Consider the following 15,320-nt stretch of genomic DNA (forward strand, 5'->3'; position numbering starts at 1 on the left):
ACTTGACTTAGACATTGTCTATTATAGGATCGAGTTCGGCATTGGCCAAAGGACAGGAACAGACAGGTATGACGCAGGAGGCGCACGTGACGCAGGGACCGCTCACGACGGAGGCCGGCGCGCCGGTCGCCGACAACCAGAACAGCGAGACCGCGGGCGTCGGCGGGCCCGTCCTCGTGCAGGACCAGCTGCTCCTGGAGAAGCTCGCCCACTTCAACCGTGAGCGCATCCCGGAGCGCGTCGTGCACGCCCGTGGCGCCGGGGCGTACGGCACCTTCACGCTCACCCGTGACGTCTCGCAGTGGACGCGTGCCGCGTTCCTCTCCGAGGTCGGCAAGCAGACCGAGACCTTCCTGCGCTTCTCCACCGTGGCCGGCAACCTCGGCTCCGCGGACGCGGTGCGCGACCCCCGCGGCTGGGCGCTGAAGTTCTACACCGAAGAGGGCAACTACGACCTCGTCGGCAACAACACCCCGGTGTTCTTCATCAAGGACGCCATCAAGTTCCCCGACTTCATCCACACCCAGAAGCGCGACCCGTACACGGGCTCGCAGGAGGCGGACAACGTCTGGGACTTCTGGGGCCTCAGCCCGGAGAGCACCCACCAGGTGACCTGGCTCTTCGGTGACCGCGGCATCCCGGCCTCGTACCGCCACATGGACGGCTTCGGCTCGCACACCTACCAGTGGAACAACGAGGCGGGCGAGGCCTTCTGGGTCAAGTACCACTTCAAGACCGACCAGGGCATCAAGAACCTGACGACCGAGGAGGCCGTGCGGCTCTCCGGTGTCGACCCGGACTCGCACCAGCGGGACCTGCGCGAGGCGATCGAACGCGGCGACTTCCCCACCTGGACCGTGGGCGTGCAGATCATGCCGGCGGCCGAGGCGGCGAACTACCGCTTCAACCCGTTCGACCTCACGAAGGTGTGGCCGCACGCCGACTACCCGGTCATCGAGTTCGGCAAGCTGGAGCTCAACCGCAACCCGGAGAACGTCTTCGCCGAGGTCGAGCAGTCGGTCTTCAGTCCGGCCCACTTCGTGCCCGGCATCGGCCCGTCCCCGGACAAGATGCTCCAGGGCCGCCTCTTCGCGTACGGCGACGCCCACCGCTACCGCGTCGGCATCAACGCCGACCACCTGCCGGTGAACCGCCCGCACGCCACCGAGGCGCGCACCCACTCCCGTGACGGCCTCCTGTACGACGGCCGCCACAAGGGCGCGAAGAACTACGAGCCGAACAGCTTCGGCGGCCCGTTCCAGACGGAGCGTCCGCTGTGGCAGCCGGTCCCGGTCACCGGGGTCACGGGCAACAGCGAGGCGCCCGTCCATGCCGAGGACAACGACTTCGTGCAGGCGGGCAACCTCTACCGCCTCATGTCCGAGGACGAGAAGGGCCGTCTGGTCGACAACCTGGCGGGCTTCATCGCCAAGGTCTCGCGCGACGACATCGCCGAGCGCGCGATCAACAACTTCCGTCAGGCGGACGGGGACTTCGGCAAGCGGCTGGAGGCCGCGGTCCAGGCCCTGCGCGGCTGAGTTCAGCACTGGATCGCTTGTCGTAGGGAGCGGGCCGGATCTCCGGGAGGGGGTCCGGCCCGCTCGTGCGCCGGGGGCGGGTCAGGCCGGGGCGTGCTGCCCGGCCGGGGCCCAGCAGCGGATGATGTCGCGGACCGACACGATGCCGGCCGGGCCGGTGGCGTCGAGCACGATGAGGTGGCGGAAGCCGCCGTGCGACATGGCCGCAGCCGCCTCCTCCAGGGTCCAGGCGGGCGTGGCGAAGACGACGTTGTTCGTGGTGTGGGTGCCTGCGGTCTCGGTGTCCGGGTCCTGGCCGAGGGCCACCGAGTTGAGGATGTCGCGTTCGGTCAGGATTCCGAGACCATCGGCTTCCTCGTCGAGGACGACGGCCGCGCCGACGCGGCGGGCCGACATCAGCCGGGCCGCCTGGCGGAGGGTGTGTGCCGGGCCGATGGTGAGGACCACCGTGCTCATGGCGTCGCGGACGAGCATGGGATGGAGCCACCTCCTTCGTGAAACGCTCACGAGAAGCGATTCACAAGTTCACAAGTGGGGGCTCTCAGGGTGGCAGTCAAAGGGAGGGTCAACAAGAGGGCGCGGGAGGCGAGTTCAGGGGCGCCCACGGGTCACACGGGCGCTCAGGGTTCGCAGTGGAGCGCCCGGATCACTCCGGTGACGCGGGTGCGGGCGTCCGTCAGTAGCGCTGGTTGAGGTAGCCGAGCAGTTCGTCGTGCAGGATGCCGTTCGACGCGGCGGCGTTGCCGCTGTGCGGGCCGGGGCGGCCGTCGAGGCCGGTGAAGGAACCGCCCGCCTCGGTGACCACGATGGCGTTGGCCGCCATGTCCCAGAGCGACAGCTCGGGTTCGGCGCAGATGTCGACCGAGCCCTCGGCGACCATCATGTACGGCCAGAAGTCGCCGTATCCGCGGGTGCGCCAGACTGCCTTGGTCAGGTCCAGGAATCCGCCGAGGCGGCCCTGGTCCTCCCAGCCGGTCAGCGACGAGTACGCGAACGAGGCGTCGGCCATGCGGGAGACGCCGGAGACGTGCAGCCGGGACGCGGTCGACAGGCTGCGGCCCGTGAACGCGCCGTGGCCCTTCGCGGCCCACCAACGGCGGCCGAGCGCCGGTGCGGAGACCACGCCGACGACGGGCTGGTAGCCGCCCTCGCCCGCCTCCATCAGGGAGATCAGCGTGGCCCAGACGGGCACACCGCGTACGTAGTTCTTGGTGCCGTCGATCGGGTCGACCACCCAGCGGCGCGGGCCGGTGCCCTCGACGCCGTACTCCTCGCCGATGATCGCGTCACGCGGGCGCGCCCGCTGGAGCTGGCCGCGGATCAGCTCCTCGGCGGCCTTGTCGGCCTCGCTCACCGGCGTCATGTCCGGCTTGGTCTCCACCTTGAGATCGAGTGCCTTGAACCGGCCCATGGTCGCCGCGTCGGCGGCGTCCGCCAGGACGTGGGCGAGGCGCAGGTCATCGCGATAGTCGGGCATGGCAGAACCGTATCCGGCCGCGCCGCCCCGGGGCCACGCGGGCCCGGATCACTCCGGCACGAGCGCACGAGCGCACGAGCGGAGCGCGGGCTCCCCGGCCGCCCGCACGGCGGCCCCCGCAAACGTCACGCGCGCCGCGGTCGGCATGCCCCGCGCCCGTACGGCGGCCCCCGGGGACGCGGCGCGCGCCGCGGTCGGCGCACGCCCCCTCGGTGCTGCCGCGAACCCTTGACAGTGCCCCAGGGCGCGTCAAATGTGAGCTGCAGAGCCGGTCGCCCCTGGGAGGCGCAGATGCCTGCAGCGCGGGAATCCCTGCTGAACGCCGCCTACACGGCGCTCGCCCGCCGTCCGTGGTCCACGGTGCGGATGGTGGACGTGGCCGCCGTGGCCGGTGTGTCCCGTCAGACGCTCTACAACGAGTTCGGCACCAAGGAGGGGCTCGCGCGGGCCCTCGTCCGCCGGGAGGCCGACGGTTATCTCGCGGGCTTCGAGCGCGCCCTGGCCGCGCATCCCGATCCGCGTGACCGTCTCGTGGCGGCCGCCGAATGGACCGCCTCGACGGCCCGCGACAACGCGCTGGTACGGGCGATGCTCACCGGCTGCTGGAGCGAGCGGCTGCCGACGCCGACGCTCTCGGCGGTGCCGTCGTCGTCCGCGGTGCCGGCCCAGCGCCGGGCGGACGGGCCGCTGCCCTCGCCGGCCGACCTCGTGGGCCTGGTGCGCGACCGCGCCGTCACCGCGCTCTGCCGACCCGGCACCACCAGGTCGGACGCCGCCGAGCTGGCCCGCTCCTGCGAACTCGTCGTACGCCTCTCGCTGTCCTGTGTGGTGGCACCGCCGAGCGCCGGGGGCGTCTCGGGCCTGGTGAAGTCCGCGCTCGCCCCGCCGCAGCGCGCCTTGGGAAACTGAGCGGCGGCGCACGTCCCGCGTCCGGGCGACCGCCGGGTCAGTGCGTGGAGCCCGACAGCTGGAGCCCGATGACGCCGATGATCACGAAACTGATCGAGACGATCTTCAACGTGGAGACCAGGTCGTCGAGGAAGATCATCCCGTAGATCGCGGTGCCGGCCGCGCCGATGCCGGTCCACACCGCGTACGCCGGACCGACGTCGAGCTTCTTCAGGGAGAGCGTCAGCAGCCCGAAACTGCCGAGCGCGAAGACGCAGAACGCGACGGTCGGCCAGAGTCTGGTGAAGCCGTGCGAGAGTTTCAGGCAGACGGCGAAGCCGGTCTCGAGAAGGCCCGCCACAACGACCAGCAGCCACGCCATGTGCTGTCCTCCCGCGTACCACGTCGACTGCTTCGCCTGGCTCGGATCGGGCTCGGTGCGATTATGCCCTTACCGACGTGCCGCGGACGCAAACAACGCGGAGGTCAGCGGTCTTCGCGGGCGTCCGCGCCAGAGGCGGCCCGCGGACCTCTCCCGCGCGGACGGCTCAGTCGTCCTCGTGCCGCTCCCGCGTCGCCAGCAGCCGGCGCAGCGAATAGAGGCGGGCCGGGTCCGCGTGACCGTCGGCCACCCACTGGTCCAGCGCGCAGTCCGGCTCGTCGTGACTGCACGCGCGCGGACAGCCCTCGGTGCCGGGCTCCAGGTCGGGGAAGGCCTTGATCACCCGGGACGGGTCCACGTGGTGCAGCCCGAAGGAGCGCACGCCCGGGGTGTCGACGACCCAGCCGGCCGTGCCGGGCAGCGGGATCGCGCGCGCCGACGTGGTGGTGTGCCGGCCGCGGCCGGTGACGGCGTTGACGATGCCGGTGCTGCGCCGCCGGTCCAGCGACACCAGGGCGTTGACCAGGGTCGTCTTGCCGACGCCCGAGTGCCCGACGAACGCCGTGATCTTGCCGTCGAGTTGCTTGCGCACCCGCTCCACCGCCTCGCCGCTCTCCAGCTCCGTGCGGCTGGTCACGACGTACGGGACGCCCAACGTCCCGTACAGCTCCAGGAGTTCGTCCGGCGGGGCGAGGTCCGACTTGGTCAGGACCAGCAGGGGCTCCAGGCCGCCGTCGTACGCCGCCACCAGACAGCGGTCGATCAGTCGCGGGCGGGGCTCGGGGTCGGCCAGGGCCGTGACGATGGCGAGCTGGTCGGCGTTGGCGACGACCACGCGCTCGTAGGGGTCGTCGTCGTCGGCGGTGCGGCGCAGGACGGAGTTGCGCGGCGCGATGCGGACGATGCGGGCGAGGGTGTCCTTCTCGCCGGAGAGGTCCCCGACGATCGCGACCCGGTCGCCCACGACGGCGGCCTTGCGGCCCAGTTCGCGGGCCTTCATCGCGGTGACGAGGCGGTCCTCGACGAGACAGGTGAGGCGGCCCCGGTCGACGGTGACGACCATGCCCTCGACCGCTTCCTCGTGCTTGGGCCGGATGTTCGTACGCGGACGGTTGCCCTTGCGGTTGGGGCGGCTGGGGATGTCGTCCTCGTCGGTGTGCTTGCCGTATCGGCGCATGATCCTGATCCGCCCGTCAGTTCCCGAGCATTCCGGTCCACAGGTCGGGGAAGTCCGGGAGGGTCTTCGCGGTCGTCGCCACGTTCTCGATCCGGACCCCCTCCACGGCGAGGCCGATGACCGCGCCGGCGGTGGCCATGCGGTGGTCGTCGTACGTGTGGAAGACGCCGCCGTGCAGCGGTCGCGGACGGATGTGGAGGCCGTCGGCGGTCTCCGTGACGTCACCGCCGAGTTCGTTGATCTCCTTGGTGAGTGCGGCCAGCCGGTCCGTCTCGTGGAGGCGCAGGTGGGCCACGCCGCGCAGGGTGGAGGGCGAGTCGGCGAGGGCGGCGACCGCCGCGATGCCGGGGGTCAGCTCGCCCACCTCGCCGAGGTCCACGTCGATACCGTGGATCGAACCCGATCCGGTGAATTCCAGTCCCCGGTCCGTCAGTTCGCAGGAACCACCCATCTCGGTGAAGATCTCCCGCAGCCGGTCCCCGGGCTGGGTGGTGTGCTCGGGCCAGTCGGGGATGAGGACCTTGCCGCCGGTCACCAGGGCCGCGGCCAGGAACGGCTGGGCGTTGGAGAGGTCGGGCTCGACGGTCAGGTCGCGGCCGAGCAGGGCGCCCGGCGTGACCCGCCAGACGTCGGGTTCGCCGCCCGACTCGGGGGTGTCCACCTGGGCGCCCACCGTGCGCAGCATGTCGACGGTCATCCGGATGTGCGGCATCGAGGGCAGCCGTGAGCCGGTGTGGCGGACCTCGACGCCCTGGTTGAAGCGGGGGCCCGACAGCAGCAGGGCGGAGACGAACTGCGACGAGGACGAGGCGTCGATCTCCACCGGCCCGCCGTCCAGGGCGCCGCCGCCGTGCACGGTCAGCGGGAGCGCGCCGCGGCCGTCGTCGTCGATCCGGGCGCCGAGGACACGCAGCGCGTCGATCACCCCGTGCAGCGGACGCTCGTAGGACCGCGGGTCGCCGTCGAAGCGGACGGGGCCGTCGGCCAGCGCGGCGACCGGCGGCAGGAAGCGCATGACCGTGCCCGCGTTGCCGACGTCGACGGTGGCCGGGCCGTGCAGGCCGGAGGGGATGATCCGCCAGGCCTCGCCCGTGCCGTCGGAGCCGACCGCGACGGTGGAGCTGGAGGAGACCGTTTCCTCGATGCCGACGCCCATCGCGCGCAGCGCCCCGGCCATCAGCAGCGTGTCCCGCGAGCGCAGCGGCCGGCGCAGCCAGCCGGGCTCGGAGGCGAGGGCGGCGAGCACGAGAGCCCGGTTGGTGACCGACTTCGACCCGGGCACGTGGACCGTCGCGTCGACGGCTCCGCTTGCGTGCGGGGCGGGCCAGAGGGCGGTGTGCGCGGGGTTAACGGTCATGCCCCCACTTTAGTGGCTGCCGATGGGTGGAGATCTTGATCAGAAGCGGCGAAATCCGAGCGAAACAGAGCGGTGGTAAGAACCGTCGGCGCCCGCGCACGCCGGCGGGCCGGGGTCCCGCCGACCGCCCCCGCTCACACCCCCAGGAGCCAGCGACCCCCGCCGAGCAGGGAGCACACGGACACCGCGTGGAAGAGGAACAGCCACATCCCGGCCGGCACGTGCGTGAGCCGGGACAGCTGGTCGGCGTCGGAGTCGCCCGCGTTGCCGTGCCTGCGCTTGGCCTGGAGCTCGAAGGCCGGCCGGACGCCGCCGAACAGCAGGAACCACACCACGGCGTACGCGAACGCCGCCTGCACCTGCGGTCCGGCGAGCCAGGACACCACCAGGAACGTGCCGCCGGTGAGCAGCACCGTGAGGGCGCCGTACGCGTTGCGGATCATCACCAGCATCACCAGCAGCAGGAGGGTGGCCAGCCACAGGAGCGCGGTGATGTGGCCGGCGCCCAGCAGCGCGGCACCGCCGAGCCCGAGCAGCGGCGGCGCGGTGTAGCCGGCGGCGGCGGTGAGGATCATGCCGAGGCCGGTCGGCTTGCCGCGGCTGACGGTGAGGCCGCTGGTGTCGGAGTGCAGGCGTATCCCGCTGAGACTGCGGCCGGTGATCAGCGCCACCAGGCCGTGCCCGCCCTCGTGGGCGATGGTGATCGCGTTGCGCGAGAGCCGCCACAGGACGTGCGGGACGACCACCGCCACCGCGGCGGCCATCGTGGCGATCACCACCCAGGTGTCCGGGTCCGGCTGGCTGCCGAAGACCTGGTCCCAGAGCCCGGCCAGGGAGGTGGATGCAGTGCTGTCCATGGTCGGCGGGGGCTCCCTCTGGTGTCGCGGAATCTGGCAGTCTGGCACGTATGTGCGGACGGTATGCAGCGAGTCGTGGGCCCGAGGATCTCGCAGGAATCTTTGAGATCCAGAAGTGGGATGCCGAAGAGGCCCTCGCCCCCGACTTCAACGTGGCCCCGACCAAGGAGGTCCACGTGGTCCTCGACCGTCCCGTGAAGGACGCGGGGGCCGCACCCGCCAGTTCCGTGTCCGACGGGCCGGTCCGCCAGCTGCGCAGGCTCAAGTGGGGCCTGGTCCCGTCCTGGGCCAGGACGCCCGAGGGCGGCGCCCGGATGATCAACGCGCGCGCGGAGACCGTGCACGAGAAGCCCTCCTACCGCCGGGCCTTCGCCGCCCGCCGCTGCATCATCCCCGCGGACGGCTACTACGAGTGGGTGACCGGGTCCGCAGAGCGGGAGCTGGAGGTCGAGGGCAGGAAGAAGCGGCCGCGCAAGCAGCCGTACTTCGTGACGCCCGCGGACGGCTCCGTCTTCGCCATGGCCGGTCTGTACGAGTTCTGGCGGGACAGGACGCTTCCCGACGACCACCCGCACGCCTGGTGGGCGACGTGCTCCGTCATCACCACGGAGGCCGAGACGTCGCCGCTCGCCGTGGCCCCCGCCGAGGGCCCGCACGCCCTGGCCGACATCCACCCGCGGATGCCCCTGATGCTCACCCCGGACCGCTGGGACGCCTGGCTCGACCCGGCGCGCACCGACACCGACGACGTACGGGAGCTGCTCGCGCCGCCGCCCCCCGGGCTGATGCGCGCCTACCCCGTCTCCACGGCCGTCAGCAACGTGCGCAACAACGGCGCGGAGCTGCTGAAGGAACTGGACGGACCCGAAGAAGGCACACTCTTCTGATGTGACAGACGCGACACACGTGACACAGGCGGTCGAGACCGGCACCGGCACGGCCCGGGTGACCTGGCACCACGCACCCGGGGCGCGGCTCGTCCTCGCGGTGAGCCACGGCGCGGGCGGCGGGATCGAGGCGCGGGACCTCCGGGCGCTGGCGCGCGTGCTGCCCGCGCACGGGGTGAGCGTCGCCCTCGTCGAGCAGCCCTGGCGGGTGGCCGGGAAGAAGCTGGCGCCGGCGCCCAGGACGCTGGACGCGGGATGGCGGGGACTGTGGACGGCCCTGCGCGAGCCGGGGCTGCCGGTGGTCGCGGGCGGCCGCAGCGCCGGGGCGCGGGTCGCCTGCCGCACGGCACGCGAGCTGGGCGCCCACGCCGTCCTCGCGCTCAGCTTCCCGCTCCACCCGCCGGGCAGGCCCGAGAAGTCCCGCGCCGACGAACTGCTCGGCGCCGGCGTGCCCACCCTCGTCGTGCAGGGCGGCAACGACCCCTTCGGCAGGCCCGCCGAGTTCCCGAAGGGCACGTACAACCTCGTCGAAGTGCCGTACGGCGACCACGGCTTCGCCGTGCCGAAGCGCGCGCCGCTCGGCCAGGACGAGGCGCTTACGGTGATCACCGACGGGACGGCGAAGTGGCTCTCGTCACTCTCGTGAATCCACGTGCCGGCCCGGCACGGCCGCGGGAATGCCGGCCGCCGGCCCACTGTTGTGCGGATCAGACAGCGCACAGCAGTGCCGACCGTTCACGAGAGGATGTCCGCCGCATGGGTTCGACCATCTGCCCGAGCCGTCGCAGCGCCGCTGACCTGGAGTGGTCGGTGCTGTACACGGCGAAGACCGCCCCTATTCGGGCGGCGGGCGGACCGGATCGTCGTCTATCCTCCGATTCGAGTGGGACCGGTTTCGGTTCCGCCACGTCGCTGGAGGAGGTGGGTCCGGTCACTGGGACCGACGCAGGGACCGAACACGGCCAGGCGGAGCAGCCCGAGGGCCAGGGCACGAGCGACGCGTCGGCGGAAACGTCCGCCGAGCGCACCGCGCGCTTCGAGCGGGACGCGCTCGAATTCCTCGACCAGATGTATTCGGCGGCGCTGCGCATGACACGCAACCCGGCCGACGCGGAGGACCTGGTGCAGGAGACGTACGCGAAGGCGTACGCGTCCTTCCACCAGTTCCGCGAGGGCACCAACCTCAAGGCGTGGCTGTACCGCATCCTGACCAACACCTTCATCAACTCGTACCGCAAGAAGCAGCGCGAACCCCAGCGCAGCGCGGCCGAGGAGATCGAGGACTGGCAGCTGGCGCGCGCCGAGTCGCACATGTCGACCGGACTGCGCTCCGCCGAGTCGCAGGCGCTCGACCACCTGCCCGACTCGGACGTCAAGGCAGCGCTGCAGGCGATTCCCGAGGAGTTCCGCATCGCCGTGTACCTGGCGGATGTAGAGGGCTTTGCGTACAAGGAGATCGCGGACATCATGGGGACACCCATCGGAACGGTGATGTCCCGGCTGCACCGGGGCCGTCGCCAACTGCGCGGCATGCTCGAGGACTACGCGCGTGACCGCGGACTGGTCCCGGCCGGCGCCGGAGAGTCGAACGAAGCGAAAGGCTCGGGCTCATGAGCTGCGGAGAGCCGCACGAGACGGATTGCAGTGAGGTCCTCGACCATCTCTACGAGTTCCTCGACCACGAGATGCCGGACGCGGACTGCACCAAGTTCGAGGTGCACTTCGAGGAGTGCTCCCCGTGCCTCGAGAAGTACGGCCTCGAGAAGGCCGTGAAGAAGCTGGTCAAGCGGTGCTGCGGTCAGGACGACGTGCCGACCGACCTGCGGGCCAAGGTCATGGGCCGCATCGACCTGATCCGCTCCGGACAGACGGTGCCCGAGCACGACGTGACCGCGACACCCCAGGAGTCCTGACCCCGCTCGCGCCAAGTCCCCGCCGGGACGCGCCAGTCGGCCGGTTCATCACCCGAACGTGCTAATCCGCGGGTCCTCGACCCGCGGATTCGGCCATTGGTGCCCCCCTGCCGACCCCTCCGCTCTAGGCTCCGGAAGCCTGAACAGGGGAGGGGGCGTGAGGATGGGTTCGGTTCCGGCGCGGGCCCGGGTCTACGTGGCCTGCGTCGTCGTCGGCGCCCTGCTCTGCCTCGCTCCGCTGCCCGGCCCGCGCACCCCCTGGTGGGCGGTCGCCCTGCTCGCCACGCTGTACGCCGGATGCGAGCAGCTCACCCGCTGCCGCCTCGTCGGCCACCGTGCCCCACGCGGCATGGGCACCTTCTTCCCGGTCCTGCTGGCCGGGGCCTTCCTGCTGCCGCCCCCGGCCGCCGCACTCGTCGCGCTCCCGGGCGTGCTGCTCTCCCGCGTCGACCAGCGCCCGCGCGGGCTGCGCCGGATCTGGCGGGCCGCCGAGCTCGTCATCGGGATCTGGGCGGCGGCCCGGGTGCACCGGACACTCGGCGGACGGGACGCGGTCCTCACGTCCGACTTCCCGTACGCGCTCGTGCCCGCCGGCGCCGCGGTCCTCACGTTCTGCCTGGTCCTGGCCGTCCTGGACGGCGGGATCCTGGCCACCGCCGAGCGGATGCCGGCGCGCACCGCGTGGCGCGGCCTGTTCCTGCGCTCCCTCGCCCCGGTCGGCGTGCACGGACTCGCCGGACTGATGATGGCGGTGCTCTGGCGCAGCCCCTACGGTCCGCTCGCCGCGCTGCTCGTCCTGCTGCCCATGTACATCTCCTGCTGGGTGTTCGCCCAGTACCACCGCGAGCAGGCGGCCCACCAGGCCACCATCCGGGCACTCGTGCAGGCCGTCGACATCAAGGACGGCTACACGCGCGGGCACAGCGAACGGGTCGGACAGGCGTCCATGATGATCGCCCGCGAACTGGGCATGGACGACGAACGCGTCGAGGGCCTGCGCTTCGCGGGGATCCTGCACGACGTCGGCAAGCTCGGCGTGCCCACCCGGCTGCTGCGCAAGGACGGGCCGCTGACCCCGCAGGAGCGGCGGATCATCGAGCTGCACCCCGAGTACGGGCACGAGATGGTGCGCGGGATCGGCTTCCTCGGCGAGGCACGGTCGGCCATCCTGCACCACCACGAGCGGCTGGACGGGAGCGGATACCCGTACGGGCTGGCGGGCCGGCAGATCCCGGAGTTCGCGCGGGTGGTGGCCGTGGCCGACGCCTTCGACGCGATGACCTCGACGCGGTCCTACCGGCGGGCCAGGCCGGTGCCGGCCGCGCTGGAGGAGCTGGAGAACTGCGCCGGGGCGCAGTTCGACCCGCGGATGGTGACCGCGCTGGTGCGGGCGCTGCGCCGGCACGGCTGGCACCCGGTGGTCACGGCGGACGCCCCGGGCACGGACGTGCCGCCGCCCCGCGGCGGGCCCCGCCCGGCGGCGGCCGTGCCCACCGAGCCGGAGGGACGCCGGGACACGGCCGGCGGGAGGACCTCGTGAACGCCGCGGGGCAGGCCTCCCCGCGGGCGCTGCGGACCCCGCTCACCCTCACGTTCGTGCACGCCTGTGCCGCGCTGCTCGCCGTCGTCTGTCTCGGCGCGGCCCTCTGGCAGGGTCTCGAGGAGCGCGGGGCCGCGCTGGCCTTCGGACTGCTCGTCGCCGTCGGCGAGCTGGCCCGGTGGAGCGGCGCGGAGGAACGGGAGTCCGCACCCCTGGGAGCCGCCGGAGCCCTCGCCTACGCCCTGCTGGGTGAGAACGGCGCAGGCCCCACCCATCACGGCCCCGCGCAGATCGTCGCCGTCGTGGCGGCGGCCGCCCTCGTCGGCTGCGTACCGCACGTCGCGCGCGGCCGGGGCCCGACGCTCGACCACCTCACCCGGCGCGTACTGACCGTGGGGTTCGCCGCCGTCTGCTTCCAGCCCCTCTACGACGAGGGCAGGCCCGGGGAGTGGGACGGCCCCGCGTACGCCCTGCTGCTGGTCGCGCTGCTGGTGCTCACCGCCCTGTGCGACGCCGTACTGGCGGCGGCCATGGCGCACGCGCGCACCCGCTGGCCCTTCGGGCCCCTGCTGCGCGACGAGCTGCGGGCCATGTCCGGCATCGGGTCGGCCGTCTGCGCGACCGGAGCCGTGATGTCCCTCGCCGTCGCGGTCGCCGGTCTGTGGGCGCTGCCCGTCTTCTCGCTGCCGCTGCTGCTCACCCAGTTGTCCTTCCGCCGGTACGCGGCGGTGCGGACCACCTACCGGCAGACCATCGCCTCCCTCGCGCGTGCCACCGAGATCGCCGGGTACACGCCCGCCGGGCACGCGCACCGCGTGGCCGCGCTCAGCCGCGCCGTGGGCCGGGAGCTGGGCCTTTCGGAGCCGGACCTGACCGTGCTGGAGTACGCGGCCCTGATGCACGACATCGGACAGCTCAGCCTCGTCGACCCGGTGCCCGCCGGGGCGACGGCCGTGCTTCCCCGCGAGGAGCAGCGGCGGATCGCCCTCCTCGGCGGCGCCGTCGTCCGCCAGACCGGGGTGGACGCCGAGGTCGCGGTGGTCGTGGAACGGCAGGCCGACCCCTACCGGGAGCAGCCGGTCACCGCGCGGATCGTCCGGACCGTGAACGCGTACGAGGAGATGGCGCGGGAAGCGGGGCCGGGTGGACCCCTCTCCGCGCTGGAGAAGCTGCGTCTGGGCACCGCCCGGGACTACCAGCCGAAGGTCGTGGAGTCACTGGCCCGGGTACTGTCCCGGCCCGGTCTGACCTTGCCCCGGGCTGGGTAACCCATGGGTAATGAGCGGCCGTCGGACGGTACGTGGTTGGATGCGAGGAAGAGGGTGTTCGGGGGCACCGGCCCGCCTGTGGCCGCGCTGTCCCCGGGGGACTCTTCAAGGGACCGGCGGGCGGGAAACGCAAGGAACTGGCAGGCGGGAATCGTGAGGATCTTCGGCAAGGGACGACACCGGCCCTCCGCCTCATGGCGGCAGGCCACCGACCGCGCGTTCACGCTGATCGGCGACGGCCGGTACGAGGACGCGGGAGCGCTGCTGACGCGCGCCGCGGACCTGGAGCCCTGGCTGTCGGAGTCCTGGTTCAACCTGGCGCTGCTGCACAAGTTCCGCCACGACTGGGAGCAGGCGCGGGCGGCCGGACTGCGGGCCGTCGCGCTGCTCGACCGCGAGGCGGGCGCCCCGGACTGGTGGAACGTGGGCATCGCGGCGACCGCGCTGCAGGACTGGCCGCTGGCCCGGCGCGCCTGGCAGGCGTACGGCCTGCGGGTGCCCGGCGGTGCGGCCGTCGCCGGTGAACCCGTCGGCATGGACCTGGGCAGCGCCGCCGTGCGGCTGTCGCCCGAGGGCGAGGCCGAGGTGGTGTGGGGGCGCAGGCTGGACCCCGCGCGGATCGAGGTGCTGTCCATCCCGCTGCCGTCCTCCGGGCGGCGCTGGGGCGAGGTCGTGCTGCACGACGGGGTGCCCCACGGCGAGCGGACGACCGCCGCCGGGCACTCCTACCCCGTGTTCGACGAGATCGAGTTGTGGGCACCCTCGCCCGTGCCGACCTGGGTGGTCCTGCTGGAGGCCGCCACCGAGGACGACCGGGACGCGCTGGAGCGACTCGCCGCCGACGCCGGCTTCGCGGCCGAGGACTGGTCGTCGTCCGTGCGGCTGCTGTGCCGGATGTGCTCCGAGTCACGGATGCCCTCCGACGAGGGCGACGGGGAGCACCTGGACCCGCACGACCACAGCGAGCCGGGGCACCCGGGCCCCCTGGGGCACCGGACCGACGGACAGCTGTGGGTTCCCGAACGGGAGTGCGGGCTCGCGGCGCCCGCCTCCCTGGTCCGGGGGCTGCTCGACGGCTGGGTCGCGGACAGCCCGGACTCCCGGGACTGGCGGGACCTCGAAGAAGTCTGTTAGCGCGGAGGTCTGCGACGCGCCCCTTTAGGCTGTACCTCGCAGAATTTCTCTCCGGTTGCAGGAAAGGCATACGTCGGTCATGGCGCAGCAGGACACCGATCAGCAGCACGCGGGCGTGCTCCCCGTGGACGACGAGGGCTTCGTCATCGACACCGAGGACTGCGAGGAGCGCGAGGCGGCCTACCGCGAGCGCGGCACCTCGCGGCCGATCACGGTCGTCGGCAACCCGGTGCTGCACAAGGAGTGCAAGGACGTCACCGCGTTCGGGGACGAGCTGGACCGGCTGGTCGCCGACATGTTCGCCAGCCAGCGGACCGCCGAGGGCGTGGGTCTTGCCGCCAACCAGATCGGCGTGGACCTGAAGGTCTTCGTCTACGACTGCATGGACGACGAGGGCCGGCGGCACGTGGGAGTGGTCTGCAACCCCGTGCTCGTGGAGCTGCCCGCCGAGCTGCGCCGGCTGGACGACAGCAACGAGGGCTGCCTCTCGGTGCCCACCGCGTACGCGCCGCTGGCCCGGCCCGACTACGCCGAGGTGACCGGGCAGGACGAGAAGGGGAACCCGGTCCGGGTGCGCGGAACGGGCTACTTCGCCCGCTGCCTCCAGCACGAGACGGACCACCTCTACGGCTACCTGTACATCGACCGGCTGTCCAAGCGCGAGCGCAAGGACGCGCTGCGGCAGATGGCCGAGAACGAGCCCCGCTATCCCGTCGTCGCGAACGACTGAGACACCCCTGCGGTGGTCAGGGCCTCGCGGCCGGTGGCCGGGACGCCCCGGTGAACGACTGGGACTGAAAATGACAGACGGGGCTCACGGCTTCGCGTGAGCTCCGCCGGACGGCGCCTGGCCGGGTACCCCACCCGACCAGGCGCCGTTCATGTGTACGTCGCACGTTCGA

16 protein-coding genes are annotated in these 15,320 nt (G+C 72.3%); 10 read left to right on the forward strand and 6 right to left on the reverse strand.

The genetic code is table 11. From position 1 onward, the window contains the following. Positions 1–86: 86 nt before the first annotated feature. Positions 87–1,538 carry a catalase gene (locus AC069T_RS18150; protein ID WP_478783692.1) on the forward strand — a complete coding sequence of 484 codons (1,452 nt, stop codon included), beginning with the start codon at positions 87–89 and terminating at the stop codon, positions 1,536–1,538. Positions 1,539–1,619: 81 nt separating this feature from the next. Here AC069T_RS18150 and AC069T_RS18155 read toward each other — a convergent pair whose 3' ends face one another. Then, positions 1,620–2,012, reverse strand: a complete 393-nt coding sequence (locus AC069T_RS18155; RefSeq protein WP_478783693.1) for a CBS domain-containing protein — start codon at positions 2,010–2,012, stop codon at positions 1,620–1,622. 202 nt (positions 2,013–2,214) lie between these two features. Further along, positions 2,215–3,015 (reverse strand): histidinol-phosphatase, encoded by an 801-nt coding sequence (gene hisN / locus AC069T_RS18160; RefSeq protein ID WP_358850149.1) that lies wholly within the window; start codon positions 3,013–3,015, stop codon positions 2,215–2,217. Positions 3,016–3,306: 291 nt separating this feature from the next. Between hisN and AC069T_RS18165 the strand changes: the two genes are divergently transcribed. Beyond that, entirely contained in the window at positions 3,307–3,924 is a 618-nt protein-coding gene (locus tag AC069T_RS18165) for a TetR/AcrR family transcriptional regulator (protein WP_478783694.1), read from the forward strand. A gap of 37 nt (positions 3,925–3,961) precedes the next feature. Here the strand turns inward: AC069T_RS18165 and AC069T_RS18170 are convergent, their stop codons facing one another. The 4 genes from AC069T_RS18170 to AC069T_RS18185 form a co-directional block, all read right to left on the reverse strand. After that, positions 3,962–4,285: a DMT family transporter gene (locus tag AC069T_RS18170; RefSeq protein ID WP_358850147.1), complete on the reverse strand. Its 324-nt coding sequence runs from the start codon at positions 4,283–4,285 to the stop codon at positions 3,962–3,964. Positions 4,286–4,451: 166 nt separating this feature from the next. After that, entirely contained in the window at positions 4,452–5,462 is a 1,011-nt protein-coding gene (gene rsgA / locus AC069T_RS18175; RefSeq protein WP_478783695.1) for a ribosome small subunit-dependent GTPase A, read from the reverse strand. Between the two features lie 16 nt (positions 5,463–5,478). Continuing rightward, on the reverse strand, positions 5,479–6,819 hold the full coding sequence (gene aroA, locus AC069T_RS18180; protein ID WP_478783696.1) for a 3-phosphoshikimate 1-carboxyvinyltransferase: 1,341 nt from the start codon (positions 6,817–6,819) through the stop codon (positions 5,479–5,481). A gap of 134 nt (positions 6,820–6,953) precedes the next feature. Continuing rightward, complete coding sequence (locus AC069T_RS18185) at positions 6,954–7,676, reverse strand: M50 family metallopeptidase (RefSeq protein ID WP_478783697.1); 723 nt, start codon at positions 7,674–7,676, stop codon at positions 6,954–6,956. Positions 7,677–7,726: 50 nt separating this feature from the next. On the opposite strand from AC069T_RS18185, the gene AC069T_RS18190 reads away from it, so the two are divergent. The 8 genes from AC069T_RS18190 to def all read left to right on the forward strand — a co-directional run bounded on the left by AC069T_RS18190 (position 7,727) and on the right by def (position 15,148). After that, positions 7,727–8,563, forward strand: a complete 837-nt coding sequence (locus AC069T_RS18190; protein WP_478783698.1) for an SOS response-associated peptidase — start codon at positions 7,727–7,729, stop codon at positions 8,561–8,563. Position 8,564: 1 nt separating this feature from the next. Beyond that, the gene (locus tag AC069T_RS18195; protein ID WP_478783699.1) at positions 8,565–9,209 is read left to right on the forward strand and encodes an alpha/beta hydrolase family protein; all 645 of its coding nucleotides are present in this window, start codon (positions 8,565–8,567) and stop codon (positions 9,207–9,209) included. Between the two features lie 275 nt (positions 9,210–9,484). Further along, positions 9,485–10,177 carry an RNA polymerase sigma factor SigR gene (sigR, locus tag AC069T_RS18200; RefSeq protein ID WP_476752349.1) on the forward strand — a complete coding sequence of 231 codons (693 nt, stop codon included), beginning with the start codon at positions 9,485–9,487 and terminating at the stop codon, positions 10,175–10,177. After that, positions 10,174–10,476, forward strand: a complete 303-nt coding sequence (gene rsrA / locus AC069T_RS18205; protein WP_478783700.1) for a mycothiol system anti-sigma-R factor — start codon at positions 10,174–10,176, stop codon at positions 10,474–10,476. Before sigR ends, rsrA begins: the two co-directional genes overlap by 4 nt. Positions 10,477–10,639: 163 nt before the next feature. Then, entirely contained in the window at positions 10,640–12,016 is a 1,377-nt protein-coding gene (locus tag AC069T_RS18210) for an HD-GYP domain-containing protein (protein WP_478783701.1), read from the forward strand. Next, complete coding sequence (locus AC069T_RS18215) at positions 12,013–13,284, forward strand: HD-GYP domain-containing protein (protein WP_478783702.1); 1,272 nt, start codon at positions 12,013–12,015, stop codon at positions 13,282–13,284. Before AC069T_RS18210 ends, AC069T_RS18215 begins: the two co-directional genes overlap by 4 nt. Positions 13,285–13,437: 153 nt before the next feature. Continuing rightward, complete coding sequence (locus tag AC069T_RS18220) at positions 13,438–14,418, forward strand: tetratricopeptide repeat protein (protein WP_358850137.1); 981 nt, start codon at positions 13,438–13,440, stop codon at positions 14,416–14,418. Between the two features lie 79 nt (positions 14,419–14,497). Then, the gene (gene def, locus AC069T_RS18225; protein ID WP_478783703.1) at positions 14,498–15,148 is read left to right on the forward strand and encodes a peptide deformylase; all 651 of its coding nucleotides are present in this window, start codon (positions 14,498–14,500) and stop codon (positions 15,146–15,148) included. Positions 15,149–15,320 lie beyond the last annotated feature (172 nt).

It is taken from the genome of Streptomyces sp. NPDC043867, from assembly GCF_056435845.1.

Coding starts and splice junctions, on each gene's coding strand:
- AC069T_RS18155 (WP_478783693.1), bottom strand. CDS start 2,012: ATGCTCGTCCGCGACGCCATGAGCACGGTGGTCCTCACCATCGGCCCG.
- hisN (WP_358850149.1), bottom strand. CDS start 3,015: ATGCCCGACTATCGCGATGACCTGCGCCTCGCCCACGTCCTGGCGGAC.
- AC069T_RS18165 (WP_478783694.1), top strand. CDS start 3,307: ATGCCTGCAGCGCGGGAATCCCTGCTGAACGCCGCCTACACGGCGCTC.
- AC069T_RS18170 (WP_358850147.1), bottom strand. CDS start 4,285: ATGGCGTGGCTGCTGGTCGTTGTGGCGGGCCTTCTCGAGACCGGCTTC.
- rsgA (WP_478783695.1), bottom strand. CDS start 5,462: ATGCGCCGATACGGCAAGCACACCGACGAGGACGACATCCCCAGCCGC.
- aroA (WP_478783696.1), bottom strand. CDS start 6,819: ATGACCGTTAACCCCGCGCACACCGCCCTCTGGCCCGCCCCGCACGCA.
- AC069T_RS18185 (WP_478783697.1), bottom strand. CDS start 7,676: ATGGACAGCACTGCATCCACCTCCCTGGCCGGGCTCTGGGACCAGGTC.
- AC069T_RS18190 (WP_478783698.1), top strand. CDS start 7,727: ATGTGCGGACGGTATGCAGCGAGTCGTGGGCCCGAGGATCTCGCAGGA.
- rsrA (WP_478783700.1), top strand. CDS start 10,174: ATGAGCTGCGGAGAGCCGCACGAGACGGATTGCAGTGAGGTCCTCGAC.
- AC069T_RS18210 (WP_478783701.1), top strand. CDS start 10,640: ATGGGTTCGGTTCCGGCGCGGGCCCGGGTCTACGTGGCCTGCGTCGTC.
- def (WP_478783703.1), top strand. CDS start 14,498: ATGGCGCAGCAGGACACCGATCAGCAGCACGCGGGCGTGCTCCCCGTG.